This window comes from Zestomonas insulae (assembly GCF_016901015.1).
Classification (GTDB): domain Bacteria; phylum Pseudomonadota; class Gammaproteobacteria; order Pseudomonadales; family Pseudomonadaceae; genus Aquipseudomonas; species Aquipseudomonas insulae.
In genome coordinates this window covers 64,912-83,020 of sequence record NZ_JAFEUP010000007.1, presented here as the reverse complement: position 1 = coordinate 83,020, position 18,109 = coordinate 64,912, and the positions used below count along the sequence as shown (strand labels likewise).

Annotated in this window: 14 protein-coding genes; 3 read left to right on the top strand and 11 right to left on the bottom strand. The window is 69.4% G+C overall.

The genetic code is table 11. From position 1 onward, the window contains the following. Nucleotides 1-19 precede the first annotated feature (19 nt). Nucleotides 20-2,896: an aminomethyl-transferring glycine dehydrogenase gene (gcvP, locus tag JQX08_RS21075; RefSeq protein WP_205350407.1), complete on the top strand. Its 2,877-nt coding sequence runs from the start codon at nucleotides 20-22 to the stop codon at nucleotides 2,894-2,896. A 225-nt stretch (nucleotides 2,897-3,121) separates the two neighbouring features. On the opposite strand, the gene JQX08_RS21070 is transcribed toward gcvP, so the two are convergent. The 9 genes from JQX08_RS21070 to JQX08_RS21030 all read right to left on the bottom strand — a co-directional run bounded on the left by JQX08_RS21070 (nucleotide 3,122) and on the right by JQX08_RS21030 (nucleotide 13,359). Continuing rightward, nucleotides 3,122-4,183, bottom strand: coding sequence for a DUF2804 domain-containing protein (locus JQX08_RS21070; protein WP_205350406.1), 1,062 nt, complete (start codon nucleotides 4,181-4,183; stop codon nucleotides 3,122-3,124). Further along, nucleotides 4,180-5,445: an esterase/lipase family protein gene (locus JQX08_RS21065; protein ID WP_205350404.1), complete on the bottom strand. Its 1,266-nt coding sequence runs from the start codon at nucleotides 5,443-5,445 to the stop codon at nucleotides 4,180-4,182. Before JQX08_RS21065 ends, JQX08_RS21070 begins: the two co-directional genes overlap by 4 nt. Nucleotides 5,446-5,511: 66 nt before the next feature. Next, entirely contained in the window at nucleotides 5,512-5,817 is a 306-nt protein-coding gene (locus JQX08_RS21060) for a DUF2388 domain-containing protein (protein ID WP_205350403.1), read from the bottom strand. Nucleotides 5,818-5,876: 59 nt separating this feature from the next. Next, nucleotides 5,877-6,944, bottom strand: a complete 1,068-nt coding sequence (locus JQX08_RS21055; RefSeq protein ID WP_205350402.1) for a GGDEF domain-containing protein — start codon at nucleotides 6,942-6,944, stop codon at nucleotides 5,877-5,879. A 12-nt stretch (nucleotides 6,945-6,956) separates the two neighbouring features. Next, on the bottom strand, nucleotides 6,957-7,403 hold the full coding sequence (locus JQX08_RS21050) for an NfeD family protein (RefSeq protein ID WP_205350400.1): 447 nt from the start codon (nucleotides 7,401-7,403) through the stop codon (nucleotides 6,957-6,959). 3 nt (nucleotides 7,404-7,406) lie between these two features. Continuing rightward, nucleotides 7,407-8,327 carry an SPFH domain-containing protein gene (locus JQX08_RS21045; RefSeq protein ID WP_205350399.1) on the bottom strand — a complete coding sequence of 307 codons (921 nt, stop codon included), beginning with the start codon at nucleotides 8,325-8,327 and terminating at the stop codon, nucleotides 7,407-7,409. Between the two features lie 111 nt (nucleotides 8,328-8,438). Beyond that, entirely contained in the window at nucleotides 8,439-10,025 is a 1,587-nt protein-coding gene (locus JQX08_RS21040) for a L,D-transpeptidase family protein (RefSeq protein WP_205350397.1), read from the bottom strand. Between the two features lie 117 nt (nucleotides 10,026-10,142). After that, the gene (gene tfpB, locus JQX08_RS21035; RefSeq protein ID WP_205350395.1) at nucleotides 10,143-11,924 is read right to left on the bottom strand and encodes a type IV pilus assembly ATPase TfpB; all 1,782 of its coding nucleotides are present in this window, start codon (nucleotides 11,922-11,924) and stop codon (nucleotides 10,143-10,145) included. 70 nt (nucleotides 11,925-11,994) lie between these two features. Then, on the bottom strand, nucleotides 11,995-13,359 hold the full coding sequence (locus tag JQX08_RS21030) for a CYTH domain-containing protein (RefSeq protein WP_205350394.1): 1,365 nt from the start codon (nucleotides 13,357-13,359) through the stop codon (nucleotides 11,995-11,997). Between the two features lie 128 nt (nucleotides 13,360-13,487). Here JQX08_RS21030 and argE point away from each other — a divergent pair, with 128 nt between their 5' ends. After that, the gene (argE, locus tag JQX08_RS21025) at nucleotides 13,488-14,648 is read left to right on the top strand and encodes an acetylornithine deacetylase (RefSeq protein WP_205350392.1); all 1,161 of its coding nucleotides are present in this window, start codon (nucleotides 13,488-13,490) and stop codon (nucleotides 14,646-14,648) included. Nucleotides 14,649-14,750: 102 nt separating this feature from the next. Further along, nucleotides 14,751-16,049, top strand: a complete 1,299-nt coding sequence (gene argA, locus JQX08_RS21020) for an amino-acid N-acetyltransferase (protein ID WP_205350390.1) — start codon at nucleotides 14,751-14,753, stop codon at nucleotides 16,047-16,049. 82 nt (nucleotides 16,050-16,131) lie between these two features. Here argA and rmf read toward each other — a convergent pair whose 3' ends face one another. Both rmf and gshA read right to left on the bottom strand, forming a co-directional pair. Further along, nucleotides 16,132-16,341, bottom strand: a complete 210-nt coding sequence (gene rmf, locus JQX08_RS21015; RefSeq protein WP_205350389.1) for a ribosome modulation factor — start codon at nucleotides 16,339-16,341, stop codon at nucleotides 16,132-16,134. Nucleotides 16,342-16,485: 144 nt separating this feature from the next. Then, the gene (gene gshA, locus JQX08_RS21010) at nucleotides 16,486-18,069 is read right to left on the bottom strand and encodes a glutamate--cysteine ligase (protein WP_205350387.1); all 1,584 of its coding nucleotides are present in this window, start codon (nucleotides 18,067-18,069) and stop codon (nucleotides 16,486-16,488) included. Nucleotides 18,070-18,109 lie beyond the last annotated feature (40 nt).

Here is an 18,109-nt window from a genome sequence, read left to right as displayed (position 1 = left end):
TTTTTCTGAGAAGTTGACCATGTCCCAGATGCCCAGCCTGTCCCAACTGCAGCAGCCCGATGCCTTCCTGCGCCGCCACCTCGGCCCGGACGCCGCCGAACAGCAAGCCATGCTCGAGGCACTCGGCCTCGCCAGCCGCGACGAACTGATCGAGCAGACCGTGCCGCCGGCGATTCGCCTGAGCGGCCCGCTGGCCTTGCCGGCAGCGCTCGACGAGCAGGCCGCGCTGGCCAAGCTGCGCGGCTACGCCGAGCAGAACCAGGTGTGGACCAGCCTGATCGGCATGGGCTACCACGGCACCATCACGCCCACGGTGATCCTCCGCAACGTGCTGGAGAACCCGGGCTGGTACACCGCCTACACGCCGTACCAGCCGGAGATCGCCCAGGGCCGTCTGGAGGCGCTGCTCAACTTCCAGCAACTGACCATCGACCTCACCGGTCTCGACCTGGCCAGCGCCTCGCTGCTCGACGAGGCCACCGCCGCCGCCGAGGCCATGGCCCTGGCCAAGCGCGTGGCGAAGAGCAAGAGCAACCTGTTCTTCGTCGATCAGCATTGCCACCCGCAGACCATCTCGGTGGTGCAGACCCGTGCCGAGGCGTTCGGCTTCGACGTGCTGGTCGGCGACGTCGCCCAGCTCGGCGAGCACCAGGTGTTCGGCGCGCTGCTGCAGTACCCCAACACCCACGGCGGGGTGCACGACCTCAAGCCGCTGATCGACCAGCTGCACGCCCAGCAGGCGCTGGCCTGCGTCGGCGCCGACCTGCTCGGCCTGGTGCTGCTCACCCCGCCCGGCGAGCTGGGCGCCGACGTGGTGTTCGGCTCGGCGCAGCGCTTCGGCGTGCCGATGGGCTACGGCGGCCCGCACGCGGCGTTCTTCGCCACCCGTGACGAGTACAAGCGCGCCATGCCGGGACGCATCATCGGCGTGTCCAAGGACGCGCGTGGCAACACCGCGCTGCGCATGGCGCTGCAGACCCGCGAGCAGCACATTCGCCGTGAGAAGGCCAACTCGAACATCTGCACCGCGCAGGTGCTGCTGGCCAACATCGCCAGCTTTTATGCGGTGTACCACGGCCCGCAGGGCCTGACGCGCATCGCCCAGCGCATCCACCGGCTGACCGCGATCTTCGCCGCCGGTCTGGCGCAGAAGGGCGTGCAGCGCCTTAACGCCCACTTCTTCGACACCCTGACCCTGGAAGTCGGCGGCAGCCAGACGGCGATCATCGAGTCGGCCCAGGCGGCACGCATCAACCTGCGCGTGCTCGGCCGCGGCCACCTCGGCGTCAGCCTCGACGAGACCAGCAGCGCCGCCACCGTCGAGCAGCTGTGGGCGATCTTCCTCGGTGCCGATCACGGCCTGTCGGTCGCCGAGCTGGACGCCAGCGAGCTGGAAGCCGGTATTCCCGCCGCGCTGCAGCGCCGCTCGGGCTTCCTCAGCCACCCGGTGTTCAACACCCACCACAGCGAAACCGAGATGCTGCGTTACCTCAAGCAGCTGGAGAACAAGGACCTGGCGCTCAACCAGTCGATGATCCCGCTCGGCTCCTGCACCATGAAGCTCAACGCCACCAGCGAGATGATCCCGATCACCTGGCCGGAGTTCGCCAACCTGCACCCGTTCGCGCCGCGCGAGCAGGCCGCCGGCTACACCCTGATGATCGACGAGCTGGAAGCCTGGCTGCGCGCCATCACCGGCTTCGACGCGATCTGCATGCAGCCCAACTCCGGCGCGCAGGGCGAGTACGCGGGCCTGCTGGCGATCCGCAAGTACCACGAGAGCCGCGGCGACGCGCACCGCAACATCTGCCTGATCCCGGCGTCGGCGCACGGCACCAACCCGGCCTCGGCACAGATGGCGAGCATGCGCGTGGTGATCGTCGAGTGCGACGCCGAAGGCAACGTCGACCTTGAGGACCTCAAGCGCAAGGCCGCCGAGGCCGGCGCGCAGCTGTCGTGCCTGATGGCCACCTACCCGTCGACCCACGGCGTGTACGAGGAAGGCATCCGCGAAATCTGCGAGGTGATCCACGCCCACGGCGGCCAGGTGTACATGGACGGCGCCAACCTCAACGCTCAGGTCGGTCTGGCGCGGCCGGCCGACATCGGCGCCGACGTGTCGCACATGAACCTGCACAAGACCTTCTGCATCCCGCACGGCGGCGGCGGCCCAGGCATGGGCCCGATCGGGGTCAAGGCGCACCTGGCGCCCTTCGTCGCCAACCACCCGGTGGTCGAGCTGAAGGGCCCGAACCCGGAGAACGGCGCGGTCAGCGCGGCGCCGTGGGGCAGCGCGAGCATCCTGCCGATCAGCTGGATGTACATCGCCATGATGGGCCCGCAACTGGCCGATGCCACCGAAGTGGCGATCCTCGGCGCCAACTACCTGGCCAGCCAGCTCGGCGGCGCCTTCCCGGTGCTGTTCAGCGGGCGCAACGGCCGCGTTGCGCACGAGTGCATCCTCGACCTGCGGCCGCTCAAGGCGGACACCGGGATCAGCGAGGAAGACGTCGCCAAGCGCCTGATGGACTACGGCTTCCACGCGCCGACCATGTCCTTCCCGGTGCCCGGCACGCTGATGATCGAGCCGACCGAGAGCGAGTCGAAGCACGAGCTGGACCGCTTCATCGAGGCGATGCTGAGCATCCGCGCGGAGATCGCCAAGGTCGAGAGCGGCGAGTGGCCGGCCGAGGACAACCCGCTCAAGCGCGCACCGCACAGCCTGGCCGACGTGGTCGGCGTGTGGGAGCGGCCGTACAGCATCGAGGAAGCGGTGACGCCGAGCGCGCACACCCGTGCACACAAGTACTGGCCGACGGTAAACCGCGTCGACAACGTGTTCGGTGATCGCAACCTGTTCTGTGCCTGTGTGCCGCTGGACGACTACCGCGAATAAGCGCGCGCTCTTGAGCGTACTGTCGTTCAGTTAAGACAACGCCGCGACTCCCTTGGGATCGCGGCGTTTTTCATGGCGAGTTAGCCGCTAAGTGGTGCGCAGCGGTTGACGGAGTTCTGTAGGAGCGGATTTATCCGCGAGAGTCGGCGCCGCGGATCGCGAATGAATTCGCTCCTACCAAGGCGCGCCACCCAGCGACATCGGCTGTCCAGTCTGATCGCGGTGTTACCAGCGGTTGAACACCTCTTCGGCGAAGCCGAGGAACTCGTCGAGCTGCAGCGGCGTGCCGTCGTCGAGCAGCACACGCCCGGAGAAGAGGCCGAACACCTGGTGCTGCACGGTTTTCATCAACCCCAGGTCGATCTTCGAATGGCGGTCGAGCAGCGGCCGGAAACTCAGCTCGAGGCGCCCGGCGTCGTCGTTGAGGCGCCACGGTTTGAGGTAGTCGGCGGCGTCGTAGGCGAAGTGCACCTCGCCGAGCTTGTGCAGGCGGCCGGCGTGGATCAGCGCGTTCTCGCTGGCCGGGCTGCGGTCGCTGAAGCCGTAGCCGAGGTTGAAGCCGAACGGCACGCCGTCGAGGAAGCCGGAGGCCGAGCTCCAGTACCAGCGGTTCTGGTAGGTCCACACGCCGCGGCCCCAGTCGAGCACCCCGGCGTCGCGGCTTGGGTCGAAAGTCCGCGTCTCGGTGCCGAGGCGCACCTGGCCGCTGGCCGGCAGGCAGTTGAGCTTGCGGTTGTAGTAGAAGGCGCGGCGATTCTCCGCCCACGAGGTGGCGATGTTCAGCGATTCCAGCACGCTCGGCGGCTGCAGCAGTATTTCCCCCTCCAGGCCGCGGCTGCCGTCCGCCGCGCGCAGGCCGGGGGCGGCGAAGCGCAGCCGGCGCTGGCCGTGGTCGACCTCGATGTCCACTTGCAGCGTGCGGCTGTGATGCTGCAGGCGGCCGTGCTGGCTGTCGGCACCGAGGCCCAGGCGACCCAGCGGCAGCGGGATCAAGCTGTCGACCTGCTGGAAGCTGCCGCGGGCGAAATCCAGGTAGCACAGCGCGACCAGGCCGACGTAGCCGAGGTCGGCGACGGTCAGGGCGATGCCGAAGCGCTGCTCGGCGGACAGCACCGCGTAGTAGTCCCACTCCTTGATGCGCCAGCCGGCGGCGCGGATCGCCGTGCGCTGGTATTGCCAGAGCGGCTGGCGTGCCCAGCCGGGCTGGACGAGGGTGCCGGCGGCGCTGAGTAGCGGGCTGGCGCTGAGGATTTCCTGCTGCATGGGGGTATCGGCTCCACGGCTCATGGGCGGCAGCCGCGCGCCGGCAGACTGCCGAGGGCGCGGCTGATCAGTTCCTGACTGCGCGCACTGCGCAGGATGCTGGTGTGGCTTTCGCGCAGCAGGTAGAGGTGTTCGGCCTCGTCCTGGGCGGCTGGGCGCAGCTCGCTGGCCAGCGGCACCACGCCGTCGTTGGGTTGCGCCAGCAAGCGGCGGTTGCCGGCGTAGCTGACCAGCTGCCACTGGCGCACGTGCGCCGGCAGCGGGCTGGCGAACAGGTCCTGCAGATAGCGGCTGCCCGGCGCCAGGTCGCGCCACACCGGCGCCACCACCGGGGCATGCGCCACGCCGGAGGCGGCGGACGGGTGGCCGTCCCAGGGCGTCGACAGGGTGAGGAACAGGCACAGGCGGTCGGCGCCGTCATCGGCGCTGAGCATCTGCGCGGCCCGGCGGGCGACCAGGCCGCCCATGCTGTGGGCAAACAGGTGGTAGCGCGGCGGCGAGTGGCGCAGCTGCACGTCGCGGATCGCCTCGCTGAGCAGGTAGGCGCTGCTGTTCAGCGGCACGCCGCTGGGGTAGTGGAACAGCACCGCCTGGAAGCGCTGCGGGTCGAGGCTGGCGATCAGCTCGCGCCAGGCGCGCGGCGAGTCGTTGATGCCGTGGACGAGGAACACCGGCTCCTTGTGTGCGTCCCAGGGGTGCAGCAGGTACAGGCCGTAACCGACCTCGCGGAGGAAATCCAGCGGCTGCCAGGCGCCCTGGCTGACCCGCTCGGCGGAGAAGCGTGGGTCGTCGAAATCGACCTGCTGCAGGTAGTTGCGCTGCAGGCGCGGGTGCTCGCGATACAGCCGCGCCAGGCTGAGGTCGAGCGGCGGCGCCGGTTGCAGGTCGCTGGCCTGCAGGCGCAGGTCGTAGCGGCCGGCCTGCGGCGCGCTGTCGAGCGGCACTGCGACGCCCGCCACCGGGCGCAGCCAGCGCCGCGGTTCGGCGGGGTCGAGGACGAAATTGCCATTGCGGTCGATGAATGCCAGCAGCTGGTAGTCGCCTTTCGGCACGACGAAGTGGAACGCGCTGCCCGGCTCGACGATGCGGTACAGGCGCAGCTTGCCCTGGGCATCGAGCAGCGCCACCAGGGTGGCCTGGGGCAGGCTGTCGTCAGCGATGCTGCCGCTGATGCGCACCAGCTGCTGGTGCGCCGCGTCGAGTTGCGCCTGCAGCTTGAACAGTGAGCAGCCGCTGCCGGCCAGTGCGATCAGCAGCGCTCCCAGCGCCGCGCGTACTGCCCTCATCCCTGAGCTCCCGGTGGTCGATGGACATCCTCTCCGTCAGTCTAGCCGGGTCACGCGCGCTGCGGGTCAGGGGCGGGCGAGCAGCGCGGTGGCCAGCTGCTCATCGCTGAGCTGCAACTCGGGATGCTCGGCGCGCACCTGGCGCAGCGCGGCTTCCAGGTAGGGGCCACGGATCTGCCCGCCGCTGGCGACGAAGGCGCTGGCGTCCTCACGGGCGGCGAGCACCTGCTTGTCGTCCTTGAAGGTCAGGTAGGTGGAGCCGGTGGTGGCGCCGGAGGAAATCACGTCCTTCCAGAAGTCCGAGTCGGCGAAGGCGTGGCTGACGGGCGTGGCGAGTAGGGCAAGGGCGAGGGCGCAGGTGGGTATACGCATGGCAAGGGTTCCGATTTCAACAGTCCTACCTGTTCTGATCCCCGGGCGGCGTGCGTAGTTCAGCTTTCCTGCCGCGGCTGTTCGGCGTGTGGTGCCGACTCGGCGACCACCCGGTTGCGGCCTTGGGATTTGCCGCGGTACAGACGCTGGTCCGCGCAGCGATACAGGTCGTCGGCGCCGCGGCCATCGCGCGGCCACTCGGCGAGGCCGAAGGTCGCCGACAGCGGAATCTGCTCGCCCTTGTAGCGCAACGGTTGCGCGTCGATCAGCGCGCGCAGGCTCTCCAGCAGCGCCAGGGCACTGGCGGCATCGGTGCTGCGCAGCAGCAGGCCGAACTCCTCGCCGCCCAGCCGGCCCAGGCTGTCGGTACTGCGCAGGCGTTGCAGGAGCAGGCGGCAGACGTACTGCAGGGCGTGGTCGCCGGCGTCGTGGCCGTGGCGATCGTTGACCGCCTTGAAGTGGTCGATGTCCATCAGCGCGAGGACCAGCGGACTGTCGCTGCGCCCGGCTTCCTGCAGGGCGCGGCGCACTTCCAGCTGGAAATGCCGGCGGCTGGCCACGCCGGTCAGCGGGTCGGTCTGCGCCTGCTGTTCGACCACCGCGAAAGCCGCTGCGCGGCGGTATTCATAGAGGTGCACGAATACCAGGATCAGCAAGCCGCAGATGATCGCGTTGCCGGCGTCGATCCATTCAGCGGCGCTGTCCGGCAGCGGGTAGCGCAGGTAGTACAGCACCAGGCTGGCGAGCAGCAGCGGCACCGACAGCCAGAAGCCGCGGCGCTGGCCGAGCATCAGGTAGGCGAGCAGCGGGATCATGTACAGCCAGACGAAGGCGGCGGCCGAGGCATCCGGCATCAGGCTGATGTAGACGAGGAAGGCGAAGGTTGGCAGCAGGTACAGGTAGATCCACAGCTCCAGGCGCCGGGCGCGGTACACCCCGCGTCCGGCGGCGAGCAGCGCGGCGCAGGTGAGCACCTCGAGGCTGGCGAACAGGTAGTTGCCGGCGGCGAACTGCAGCAGCGAGAAGAAGCCGATGGTCAGCCCGGTGGCGGAGAAGATCAGGCTCATCAGCGAGCGCCGCGCGGTGTCTTCCAGTCCGGTGGTTTGCCGCAGCTCTGGATGGCTCATCGCTTCCCTCGCTCAGGCCGGCTCGATCTTGAGCAGTACGCCGTCCTGGTCGATCACCCGCACCGCGCTGCCGACCGGCAGGTCGGGGCCGGTGACCAGCCACAGGGTGTCGCCGGCTTTGATCTTGCCGCGTCCGCCGCTGATCGCCTCGTGCAGAACGAACTGGCGGCCGAGCAGCTCCTGGCCGCGACGGTTCAGCCCCGGCTGCGCCGAAGGCGCCCGGGCGTGGCGCTGGCGCTGCCACCAGAGCACCGCGCTGAGGATCGACAGCACGCCGAACAGCGGCAGCTGCCAGGTCCACGGCAGCGCCGGGAACAGCAGGGTCAGCACGCCGACCGCGGCGGCGGCGACGCCCAGCCACAGCAGGTAGCCGCCGGCGCCGAACACTTCGAGGATCAGCAGCACGGTGCCCAGCGCCAGCCAGTCCCAATACGACAGGTGCTGCAGGAACTCCCACATGGCTCAGCCCTTCTTGGCGTCGAAGGTGGCGCGCACGATCTCGCCGATGCCGCCGACCGCGCCGATCACCTGGCTGGCTTCCAGCGGCATTAGGATCACCTTGCTGTTGCTGGCGCCGGCCAGCTGGCCGAGCGCGTCGATGTACTTCTGCGCGACGAAGTAGTTGACCGCCTGCACGTTACCGGCGGCGATCGCCTCCGAAACCATGCGCGTCGCCTCGGCTTCCGCCTGCGCGGCGCGCTCGCGCGCTTCCGCTTCGAGGAACGCCGCCTGGCGCTGGCCTTCGGCCTTGAGGATGTCGCCCTGCTTCTGCCCCTCGGCGGTGAGGATCGCCGCGGCGCGCAGGCCCTCGGCCTCGAGAATCTGCGCGCGCTTGATGCGCTCGGCCTTCATCTGCCCGGACATCGCCGCCATCAGGTCGGCGGGCGGGCTGATGTCCTTGATCTCGATGCGGGTGATCTTGATCCCCCACGGCGCGGTGGCCTCGTCGACGGTCTTCAGCAGGCGCTCGTTGATCGCGTCGCGCTGGCCGAGCATGGCGTCCAGCTCCATGGAGCCGAGCACAGTACGGATGTTGGTCATCACCAGGTTGCGGATCGCGTGCTCGAGGTTGTTGACCTCGTAGGCCGCCTGCGCCGAATTGATGATCTGGAAGAAGCAGATCGCGTCGATCTGCACCGTGGCGTTGTCGGCGGTGATCACTTCCTGCGGCGGGATGTCCAGCACGCTTTCCATGACGTTGAGCTTGCGGCCGATGCGGTCCATCACCGGCACGATGATGTTCAGGCCCGGGCGCAGGGTGTTGGTGTAGCGGCCGAAGCGCTCCACCGTCCACTCGAAGCCCTGCGGCACCACCTTGAAGCCCATGAACACGATGGCCAGGGCCAGACCGACGAACAGCAGCAATACCCCACCGATTTCCATGACAACGCACTCCTTGTGATTGGTGGCCGGATGGCCCTCGCGCATCTAACCACAGGCGTGCCGCTCGGCGCTGCAGGTCGCTGCGGAAAATGCGTGTCGGCGTGCGACCGGTCAGGGCCGCGGCGCGATCAGCGCGCGCAGCAGCGCGGGGTCGTGGGCGTAGATGTCCGGGGCGTAGCGCAGCCGTCCGTCGCCATCCACCTCGGCGGTCCAGTAGCCGATCAGCACCGGCACCTTCGGCCGCAGCCGGTATTCCTGGGTGCGCCCGCTGGCCAGGCGCAGCTCGACATCGGCGAGCGCCTCCGGGCTGAGCAGGAACGGCAGCAGGCTGGTCACCGCCTCGACGCGCACGCAGCCGGAGCTGAAGAAGCGCGGCGACTTGTCGAACAGCTGCTGGCTCGGCGTGTCGTGCAGGTACACCGCATAGGGGTTGGGGAAGCGCAGCACCAGGCGGCCCAGCGGGTTCTGCGCGCCGGCGGCCTGGCTGAGGCGGATCGGCCCGGGGTCGTCCCAGTCGATCAGCGCCGGGTCGAGGGCGTTGCCGGCGCGGTCGTGCACGCTCATCTGATGGCGGTCGAGGTAGCTGGGGTCGCGGCGGATCTCCGGCAGTTTGTCTTCGCGGAGGATGGTCGGCGGCACGATCCAGCGCGGGTTGAGGGTCAGCCGGTCGATCTGCGAGGCGAGCAGCGGCGTCTGTCGGGTCGGTTTGCCGACCTGGGTACGGGTGCGCCAGGCCTCGTGGCCGTCCTGGTAGAGCAGCAGTTCGGCGGCGGCGACATTGATCACCACCCGCGCGTTGGCCAGGTCATCGGCCAGCCAGCGCAGCCGTTCGAGGTTGACGCGCAGCTGGTCGCGGCGCGCCAGCGCGTCGACGTTGAGTTCGGCCAAGCTGGCGCTGCCGAGCAGGCCGTCGGGCTTGAGCGCATGGTCGCGCTGGAAGGCGGCCAGCGCCGCGACCAGCTCGGCGTCGTGGTGCAGGGTGCTGCGCGTGGCCGGCTCGCCGTGCAGGTAGCCCTCGGCGGCCAGACGCACGCGCAGCGCCGGCACCCGCGGGTCGTAACCGCCGGGGCGCAGCAGCGCGCCGTCGGCCAGCGGCGTCCAGCTGGCCAGCGGCTGCAGGCGCAGCCGCGCGTACAGGGCGCGCAGCGCCTGGTACTGGGGCAGCGCCGGGCGCGCCGCGGCGAAGGCGCGGGCCGGCTCGTCGAGGTCGCGCAGGGCGATCGACAGCACCGCCAGGCGCGGGTCGGGGCGGCTGGCCGTGGCGGCGTGCCACAGCGGCTCGGCGCGCTGCTGGTTGAGGCGGCCGTTGCGCAGGTGCTGCAGGGCGCGCAGGTAGGCGTGGCTGGCCAGCAGGTCGGCGCAGGCGGACGGCGGTTCGAGGCTGCTCGGCAGCGGGTAGTCGCCGGGGTTCAGGCCGTCGTCGGCGAGCAGGCCGAGCTGTTCGCGCAGCGCGCCGAGGTGGGCGTCGTCGCGCCAGGCCGGCTGGTCGTCACGTTGCTGGTAGAAGGCGTCCAGTTGGGCCTGCGCCGCGGCGTTGAGGCTCGGCGGCAGCGCCGCGCAGTGCAGCGGGAACTGGTCGAGCAACTGACGCAGCGCGGGCGTCGCCGGCACCGGCATGAGCACCGCGAACGCGTGATTGGCAAGCAGCACCAGGCTTAGCAGGGCGCCGTGCAGGAGGGTGGAGCGGCGGTTGTACATCGGGTCCACATCGTTGCCCGGACAGAAAGGGCGTCCAGCAACAACTATAGGCAGCCGCGCGCCCGGCGCGAGGGTCGCCGGCCAGGCGGTAGAGCGGTTGGCGGGCTGCGCGCGGGGCTACTTCTGCTCGCTCTGCGGGGTGACGCGCAGCACTTCCTCGATGGTGGTCAGGCCGGCGGCGACCTTCTGCGCGCCGGACAGGCGCAGACTGCGCATGCCGTCCTTGAACGCCGCGCGGCGCAAGGCCACCAGGTCGGTGTCGGCATTGATGTGCGGCTTCAGCGCGTCGTCGAGGAGCATGATCTCGTAGACCCCGGCGCGCCCGCGGTAGCCGGTGTCGCGGCACTCCAGGCAGCCCACCGCGCGGTGCGCGTGGGTCGGCAGCGGCGCGCTCCACGGCTTGGTCAGCGCCTGCCAGTCGCTTTCCTCGAGCTCCACCGGCGCTTTGCAGTGCGGGCACAGGGTGCGCACCAGGCGCTGCGCCATGACCCCCAGCAGGGTCGCGCGCAGCAGGTAGTAGGGCACGCCGAGTTCGAGCAGACGGGTGATCGCCGAGGGCGCGTCGTTGGTGTGCAGGGTGGACAGCACCAGGTGCCCGGTGAGCGCCGCCTGGATGGCCATCTCGGCGGTCTCCAGGTCGCGGATCTCGCCGACCATGATGATGTCCGGGTCCTGGCGCATCAGCGCGCGCACGCCGCTGGCGAAGCTCAGCTCGATGTTGTGCTGCACCTGCATCTGGTTGAACGAGGTCTCGATCATCTCGATCGGGTCCTCGATGGTGCAGACGTTCACCTCGGGCGTGGCCAGTTGCTTGAGCGTGGTGTACAGGGTGGTGGTCTTGCCCGAGCCGGTCGGCCCGGTGACCAGGATGATGCCGTTCGGCTGGCCGGTCATGCTCTGCCAGCGCTTCAGGTCGTCGGCGGAGAAACCCAGCTGGTCGAAGCTTTTCAGCAGCACCTCGGGGTCGAAGATCCGCATCACCATCTTCTCGCCGAACGCGGTGGGCAGCGTCGACAGGCGCAGCTCGACTTCGCCGCCGTCCGGGGTCTTGGTCTTGATCCGCCCGTCTTGCGGCTTGCGCTTCTCGGCGACGTTCATCCGCCCGAGACTCTTCAGCCGGCTGATGATCGCCAGGGTCACCTGCGGCGGGAACTGGTAGACGTTGTGCAGCACGCCGTCGATGCGAAAGCGCACGGTGCCCATGTCGCGGCGCGGCTCGATGTGGATGTCGCTGGCGCGCTGCTGGTAGGCGTACTGGAACAGCCAGTCGACGATGTTGACGATGTGCGCGTCGTTGGCGTCCGGCTCCTGGTCCTGCGCGCCGAGGTTGAGCAGCTGCTCGAAGTTGCCCACGCCGCTGACCTTCATGTCATGGGCGGTGGCGCCGCTGACCGACTTGGCCAGGCGGTAAAACTCCACGGTGAAGCGGTGCAGGTCCGTCGGGTTGGCCACCACGCGCTTGATCGGCCGCTTCAGCACGTGGATCAGGTCGGCTTCCCAGCGATTGACGAAGGGTTGCGCGCTGGCGATGGTCACTGCCTCGCGATCGACCGCCACGGCGAGGATCTTGTGGCGCTGGGCGAAGGCGTAGGACATCAATGGGGTGATCGCCGCGACGTCGATCTTCAGCGGGTCGATGCGCAGGTAGGGCTGCCCGGCCAGCTCGGCGAGCCACAGGGTGAGGGTTTCCAGGTCGAGCTTGCGGCCGGCGCGGGTCAGGTCGTCGAGCTGCTGGCTGGCGAGGAATTCCAGCGGGTGCTGCTGATTGTTCACCGCGCTGCGGCGGATGGCCAGGCACTGCTCGGCGGTGTCCTGGGCGATGCGACCCAGGGCGACCAGCTCGCGGAGCAGGTCGGCGAGGTCGAGGGGGCGATCCTGGGGGGCAGCGAAGGCGGACATGGGAATCCCTTTGTGTTCCTACGAGGGCGGGCCGGCGGCCCGCGGCGGCGACCGACCACCGCGTGCCAGCTTAACGGGTCAGCGTCTTCCAGGCCTTGAGCGTCGCCACAGTATGGGCTTGGCCGCGGCGCGCCACCAACTGCTCGGCGTCCAGCGGACGCAGCGCCAGTTCGGCCAGCTTGCTCAGCTCGCCGTACAGGCGATCGGTTTCGGGCACCTCCAGCACGCCGCGCGCCAGGCGCAGCCAGACCAGCAGGCGCTCGAGGCGCGGCAGCTGCTCGCTGAGGTCTTCCGGCTGCTGCTGGTAGCGCGCCAGGTTCAGCGCACCGGCTTCGTCGCCGAGCTGGCGGGTCAGCCAGTTGCCCAGCGCCGCCGCGCCCTGGCGTTCGCCGCGATGGCTGCGCTGGGCGGTCCAGGCGCGGCTGAGCAGCCAGCGCGAGGCGGCCAGGGAGAAGTGCCCCCAGCGCGTGCCGGCCAGTTCCTCGGCGAACTGCGCCGGCGCCTGCTGGCGCGCGCTGTCGTCGTCGAAGCCGGCGACCAGGCGCGGGCGCCAGTCGTCGAGCAGCGCGTCAAGGGTCACGCGCAGCTCATGGCTGGTGGCGCGCGGCGCGGCCTGGCCGAGGCTGGAGAGCAGCGCGCGCAGTTCGGCGAGCTGGCTGACCCAGTCGACCAGCAGGCGCCAGTGGCCGTTGAAGCGGTACTGTTCGGCGAGCCGCTGGGTGCTGCCGAGCAGGTGCCAGGCCAGCGCGGCGAAGGCGTCGTCGAGCGGCTGCTCGACCCCCAGGCTGGGGGCCGGCAGGCGCAGCTGGTAGCTGTCCGCGTCGAACAGCCGGTAGCCGCGCTCGGCCTTGCTGATGTCGCAGGGGGTCAGCGGCAGTTCGGCGGCCAGCGCCTCGGCCAGCTCGAGCAGGGCTTCCGGCTCGCCTTGGCGCAGCTCGAGTTCCAGCTCGCAGATATCTTCTTCGCGGCCGTCGGCGAGCACCTTGCCGAGGTCCAGCGCGGCTTCGATGACCACCTTGGTCTTGCCGCGCCCCCAGGCGATCTCGGCGTACTCGCGGACGAAGTCGGTGGTGAACAGCGGCTGCAGCTCGCTCTTGTCGAGCGTGGCCAGGCTGGCTGGCCAGCAGCTGTCGTCGAGCTTGCCGAGGTCCAGCGTCGGGCTGTCCAGGTACCATTCCCACTCGTTGCGCTCGGACAGCCCGGCGACGCTCTGCCCGCGGCTCTTGAGGGTCTGGATGTAGGTCTCGCCGTCGCGGCGGATGCGCAGGGCGACTTTGGCGCCGGCCAGCTCGCGGCTGGCGGTGTCGTAGTACTGGTTGTACAGCTCGCGCTGCTGCCAGCCGGACTTGTTGCGCTTCTTCAGCAGCGCGTGCTCGCGCAGGGCGGCGAGGGTCTCGCGGCTGGCGCGCAGTTTGATTTCGGTTTCTTTGTTCATCGGCGACGGATTCGGGACGCAGCGCGGAACGGCTGCCAGAACCGGCAAGTCTACAGGAAAGCCGGTTATCTGCCGGGTGCGAGGCGCCCGAGTTTGCCTCTATGATGGGCCTACCCTGGAGAATGCCGATGTCCCTGCCGTCCCTCAAAGAGCAAGTCGCCGCGTTGATCGCCCTGCCTTCGGTGAGCTGTACCCAGGCGGCGCTCGACCAGTCCAACCGCCCGGTGGTCGAACAGCTGGCCAGCTGGCTCGGCGAGCTCGGCGCGGTGTGCGAACTGCAGGAAGTCGCGCCGGGCAAGCTCAACCTGCTCGCCACCTTCGGCAGCGGCCCCGGCGGCCTGGTGCTGGCCGGGCACACCGACACGGTGCCGTTCGACGAGGCGCTGTGGCGCAGCGACCCGCTCAAGCTGAGCGAAGTCGACGGGCGCTGGATCGGCCTTGGCGTGTGCGACATGAAGGGCTTCTTCGCCCTCGCCATCGAGGCGCTGCTGCCGTTGCTCGAGCGGCCGTTCAAGCAACCGCTGCTGATCCTCGCCACCTGCGACGAGGAAAGCTCGATGGCCGGCGCCCGCGCGCTGGCCGCCGCCGGCCGGCCGCTGGGGCGCGCCGCGGTGATTGGCGAGCCGACCGGGCTGAAGCCGATCCGCCTGCACAAGGGGGTGATGATGGAACGCATCGACATCCTCGGGCAGAGCGGCCATTCCTCCGACCCGCGCCTCGGCCACAGCGCGCTGGAGGCCATGCACGACGCGATCAGCGAGCTCAAGGCGCTGCGCGTGCAGTGGCAGGGCGAGTTCAACAACCCGCAATTCGGCGTGCCGCAACCGACCCTCAACCTCGGCTGCATCCACGGCGGCGACAACCCCAACCGCATCTGTGGCCAGTGCAGCCTGGAGTTCGACTTGCGCCCGCTGCCGGGCATGGACCCCGAGCAGCTGCGCGCGGCGATCCGCGGCAAGCTGCAGCCGCTCGCCGAGCGCCATCAGGTGCAGATCGACTTCGCCCCGCTGTTCCCCCATGTGCCGCCGTTCGAGCAGGCCGCCGACGTCGAGCTGGTGCGCCTCGCCGAGCGACTCACCGGGCATGCCGCCGAGTCGGTGGCATTCGGCACCGAAGCGCCTTATCTTCAGCAGCTCGGCTGCGAAACCATCGTGCTCGGCCCCGGTGATATCGCCTGTGCCCACCAGCCGGGCGAATACCTTGACCTCGATCGCGTACAGCCCACCGTGGAACTGCTGCGCCAACTGATCGGTCACTACTGCCTGCACCCATCGCAAGGGGAGTCTTGATGCTGCTGCGACGACGCTAACCGCCACTGTTGCGCCCACGCTGGCCGTGGGCATCCGTGTCATCTCGCGCTTTCCACATCATCAAGATTCACAGGCTTCGTCATGCCCGAATACGTCAACTGGCTCCGCCACGCTTCGCCCTACATCAACGCCCACCGCGACCGCACCTTCGTGGTCATGCTGCCCGGCGAGGGCGTCGAACACCCCAATTTCGGCAACATCGTCCACGACCTGGTGCTGCTGCACAGCCTCGGCGTGCGCCTGGTGCTGGTCCATGGCTCGCGCCCGCAGATCGAGGCACGCCTGGCCGCGCGCGGCATCACCCCGCACTTCCATCGCGACCTGCGGATCACCGACGGGCCGACCCTGGAGTGCGTGATCGACGCCGTCGGCCAGCTGCGCATCGCCCTCGAGGCGCGTCTGTCGATGGACATGGCCGCCTCGCCGATGCAGGGCTCGCGGCTGCGCGTGACCAGCGGCAACTACGTCACCGCGCGGCCGATCGGCGTGGTCGATGGCATCGACTACCACCACACTGGCGAGGTGCGGCGCATTGACCGCAAGGGCATCGGCCGGCTGCTCGACGAGCGCGCCATCGTGCTGCTCTCGCCACTGGGTTACTCGCCAACCGGGGAGATCTTCAACCTGGCCTGCGAGGACGTGGCGACCCGCGCGGCGATCGACCTCGGTGCCGAGAAGCTGCTGCTGTTCGGCGCCGAAGCCGGGCTGCTCGACGAGCACGGCAAGCTGATCCGCGAGCTGCGCCCGCAGCAGGTGCCGGTGCACCTGTCGCGGCTCGGCAGCAGCTACCAGGCGGAACTCCTGGATGCCGCCGCCGAGGCCTGCCGCGGTGGCGTGGCACGCACCCATATCGTCAGCTACGCCGAGGACGGCTCGCTGCTCACCGAGCTGTTCACCCGTGACGGCGGCGGCACCCTGGTCACCCAGGAACTGTTCGAAGCGCTGCGCGAGGCGACCATCGACGACGTCGGCGGGTTGATCGACCTGATCACCCCGCTGGAGGAGCAGGGCATCCTGGTGCGCCGCTCGCGCGAGGTGCTGGAGCGCGAGATCGAGCAGTTCAGCATCGTCGAGCGCGACGGGCTGATCATCGCCTGCGCCGCGCTGTATCCGATCGCCGACTCCGACGGCGGCGAGCTCGCCTGCCTGGCGGTCAACCCGGAGTACCGCCACGGCGGACGCGGCGACGAGCTGCTCGAGCGCATCGAGGAGCGCGCCCGTGCACTGGGCCTGAAGACGCTGTTCGTGCTCACCACGCGCACCGCGCACTGGTTTCGCGAACGTGGCTTCGTGCCCAGCGGCGTCGAGCGCCTGCCGGCGGCGCGCGCCTCGCTGTACAACTACCAGCGCAACTCGAAGATCTTCGAGAAGACGCTATAGGGCGAGGGGCTCGGCCGCGCGGCTAGGCGCGCCGAACAGACGAGTGTGGCTTGCTGATGGGGGGGTGCTGGAGGCGTGGGGGTCAGGCGGACTTCTGCGCGAGCAGCTGGTACTGCTCCTCGCCATCGTCCCAACCGGCTTCCCAGGCGGCGGCGAGGACTTCGGCGCCGTGTGGCTGCGGGCTGCGCAGTTGCCCGGTGAGACCGGCCATGTAGCCTTGCTGGTAAGCCTTGTTGAGGCTTTCCAGGCTCCATTGGCGGTCGTCGTCGGTGGGGAATTGGCTGGAGTCCATGACCGGCTCGGCTGAACGGGATGCCGTTTATCCTAGCGTCGCCGGCTGCGGCGGGCCGTGCTATCGGTCCCGCCTGGGCCACCACTGGTTGGTTTTGTGACGCAGTCGACTTAGCGCGTGCTTGGTCGCCGGACAGCGGCGCGGCTAGACCGCCACGCCGATGATGCTCGCCTGGTAGGCGGCGACGAACGCATCGAAGTCGCCGCGCGGCGCGGCTTCCAACTCTTCCTGCTCGGCCAGCGACTGCGCCGCCATGGCCTCGAACTCGCCGTGCAGCTTCGCCTCCAGCGGCGTGGCGCGGAAGTACGCCTCGTGCACGCGGCTCTGCCGCTCGGCGAAGGCGGCGAAGCTTTCGCCGCGGCCCTGCAGTTCGGCGAGCACCTGCGCCGAGGGGGTCAGCGCCGGGTCGTCGAGCTTGGCGCGCTGACTGGCCAGCGCCTCGGCATGGGCAGTGCCGCCGTGCACGCGGTCGAGCAGGTCGGCGATCGGCGCGAAGGCGTCGAGCAGCGCCACGCCCCAGTCGCGCAGGCCGATCTGCTCGCCGTCGTGCTGCAGGTGCAGGCCCGGCCGGCGACCTTCCTTGACCACCTTGAGGAAGTTGTCGGTGCAGGCGCGGCATTCACCGCCGGCCAGCTGCGGGCTGTCCTGCAGCGCGCAATAGAGCAGGAACAGGTCGAGGAAACGCGCCTCTTCGAGGTCGATGCCCAGCGGCAGGAACGGGTTGATGTCCAGGCAGCGCACTTCCACGTACTGCACGCCCCGCGCCATCAGCGCCTGGATCGGTCGCTCGCCGCTGTAGGTGACGCGTTTCGGGCGGATGCTCGAGTAGTACTCGTTTTCGATCTGGATCACGTTGGTGTTGAGCTGCTGCCACTCGCCGTCGCGCTTGATGCCGATCGCCGCGTAGGGCGGGTAGGGCGTCGACACCGCCTGGCGCAGGCTGTCGGTGTAGCTGGCCAGGTCGTTGTAGCAGGGTGTCAGGCCGCTCTGCGCGCTGCTCTGGTAGCCCAGGTCGCTCATCCGCAGGCTGGTCGCGTAGGGCAGGTAGAGGGTGTCCGCGTCGAGCTGCTTGAGCTGGTGCGGGTGGCCGCGCAGGAAGCCGGCGTCCAGCGCCGGCGAGGCGCCGAACAGGTACATCAGCAGCCAGCTGTAGCGGCGGAAATTGCGGATCAGCGCGATGTAGCGCTCGGACTGGTAGTCGCGTGGCGCCAGGCTGCTGCCTTCGGCCTGGCGCAGCAGCGGCCAGACGTTCTCGGCGAGCGAGAAGTTGTAGTGGATGCCGGCGATGCACTGCATGGTCTTGCCGTAGCGCAGCGCCAGACCCTGGCGGTACACGTACTTCAGCCGGCCGATGTTGGAGTCGCCGTACTGGGCGATCGGGATGCTCGCCTCTTCCGGCAGCGAGCAGGGCATCGAGGCGCTCCACAGGCGCTCGCCAGCCAGCTTGCTGTAGGTGAAGCGGTGCACCCGGTCGAGGTCGGCGAGGGTCTGCGCCGGGTCGGCTTCGGCCGGGGTGATGAACTCCAGCAGCGATTCCGAGTAGTCGGTGGTGATCTGCGGATGAGTCAGCGTCGAGCCCAGCGCACGCGGGTGCGGGGTCAGCGCGAGTTGCCCGTGTTCGTCGATGCGCAGGCATTCGCGCTCGATGCCGTGCAGGCTGCGGCCGAGCAGGGGCAGGTGTTCAGGGGCGCCGAGCAGGGCCAGGCGGCGTTGCAGAAGCTCGCTCAAGATGGTGTTCCTTAACGCATCAGTCGCCCCAATATGGGGG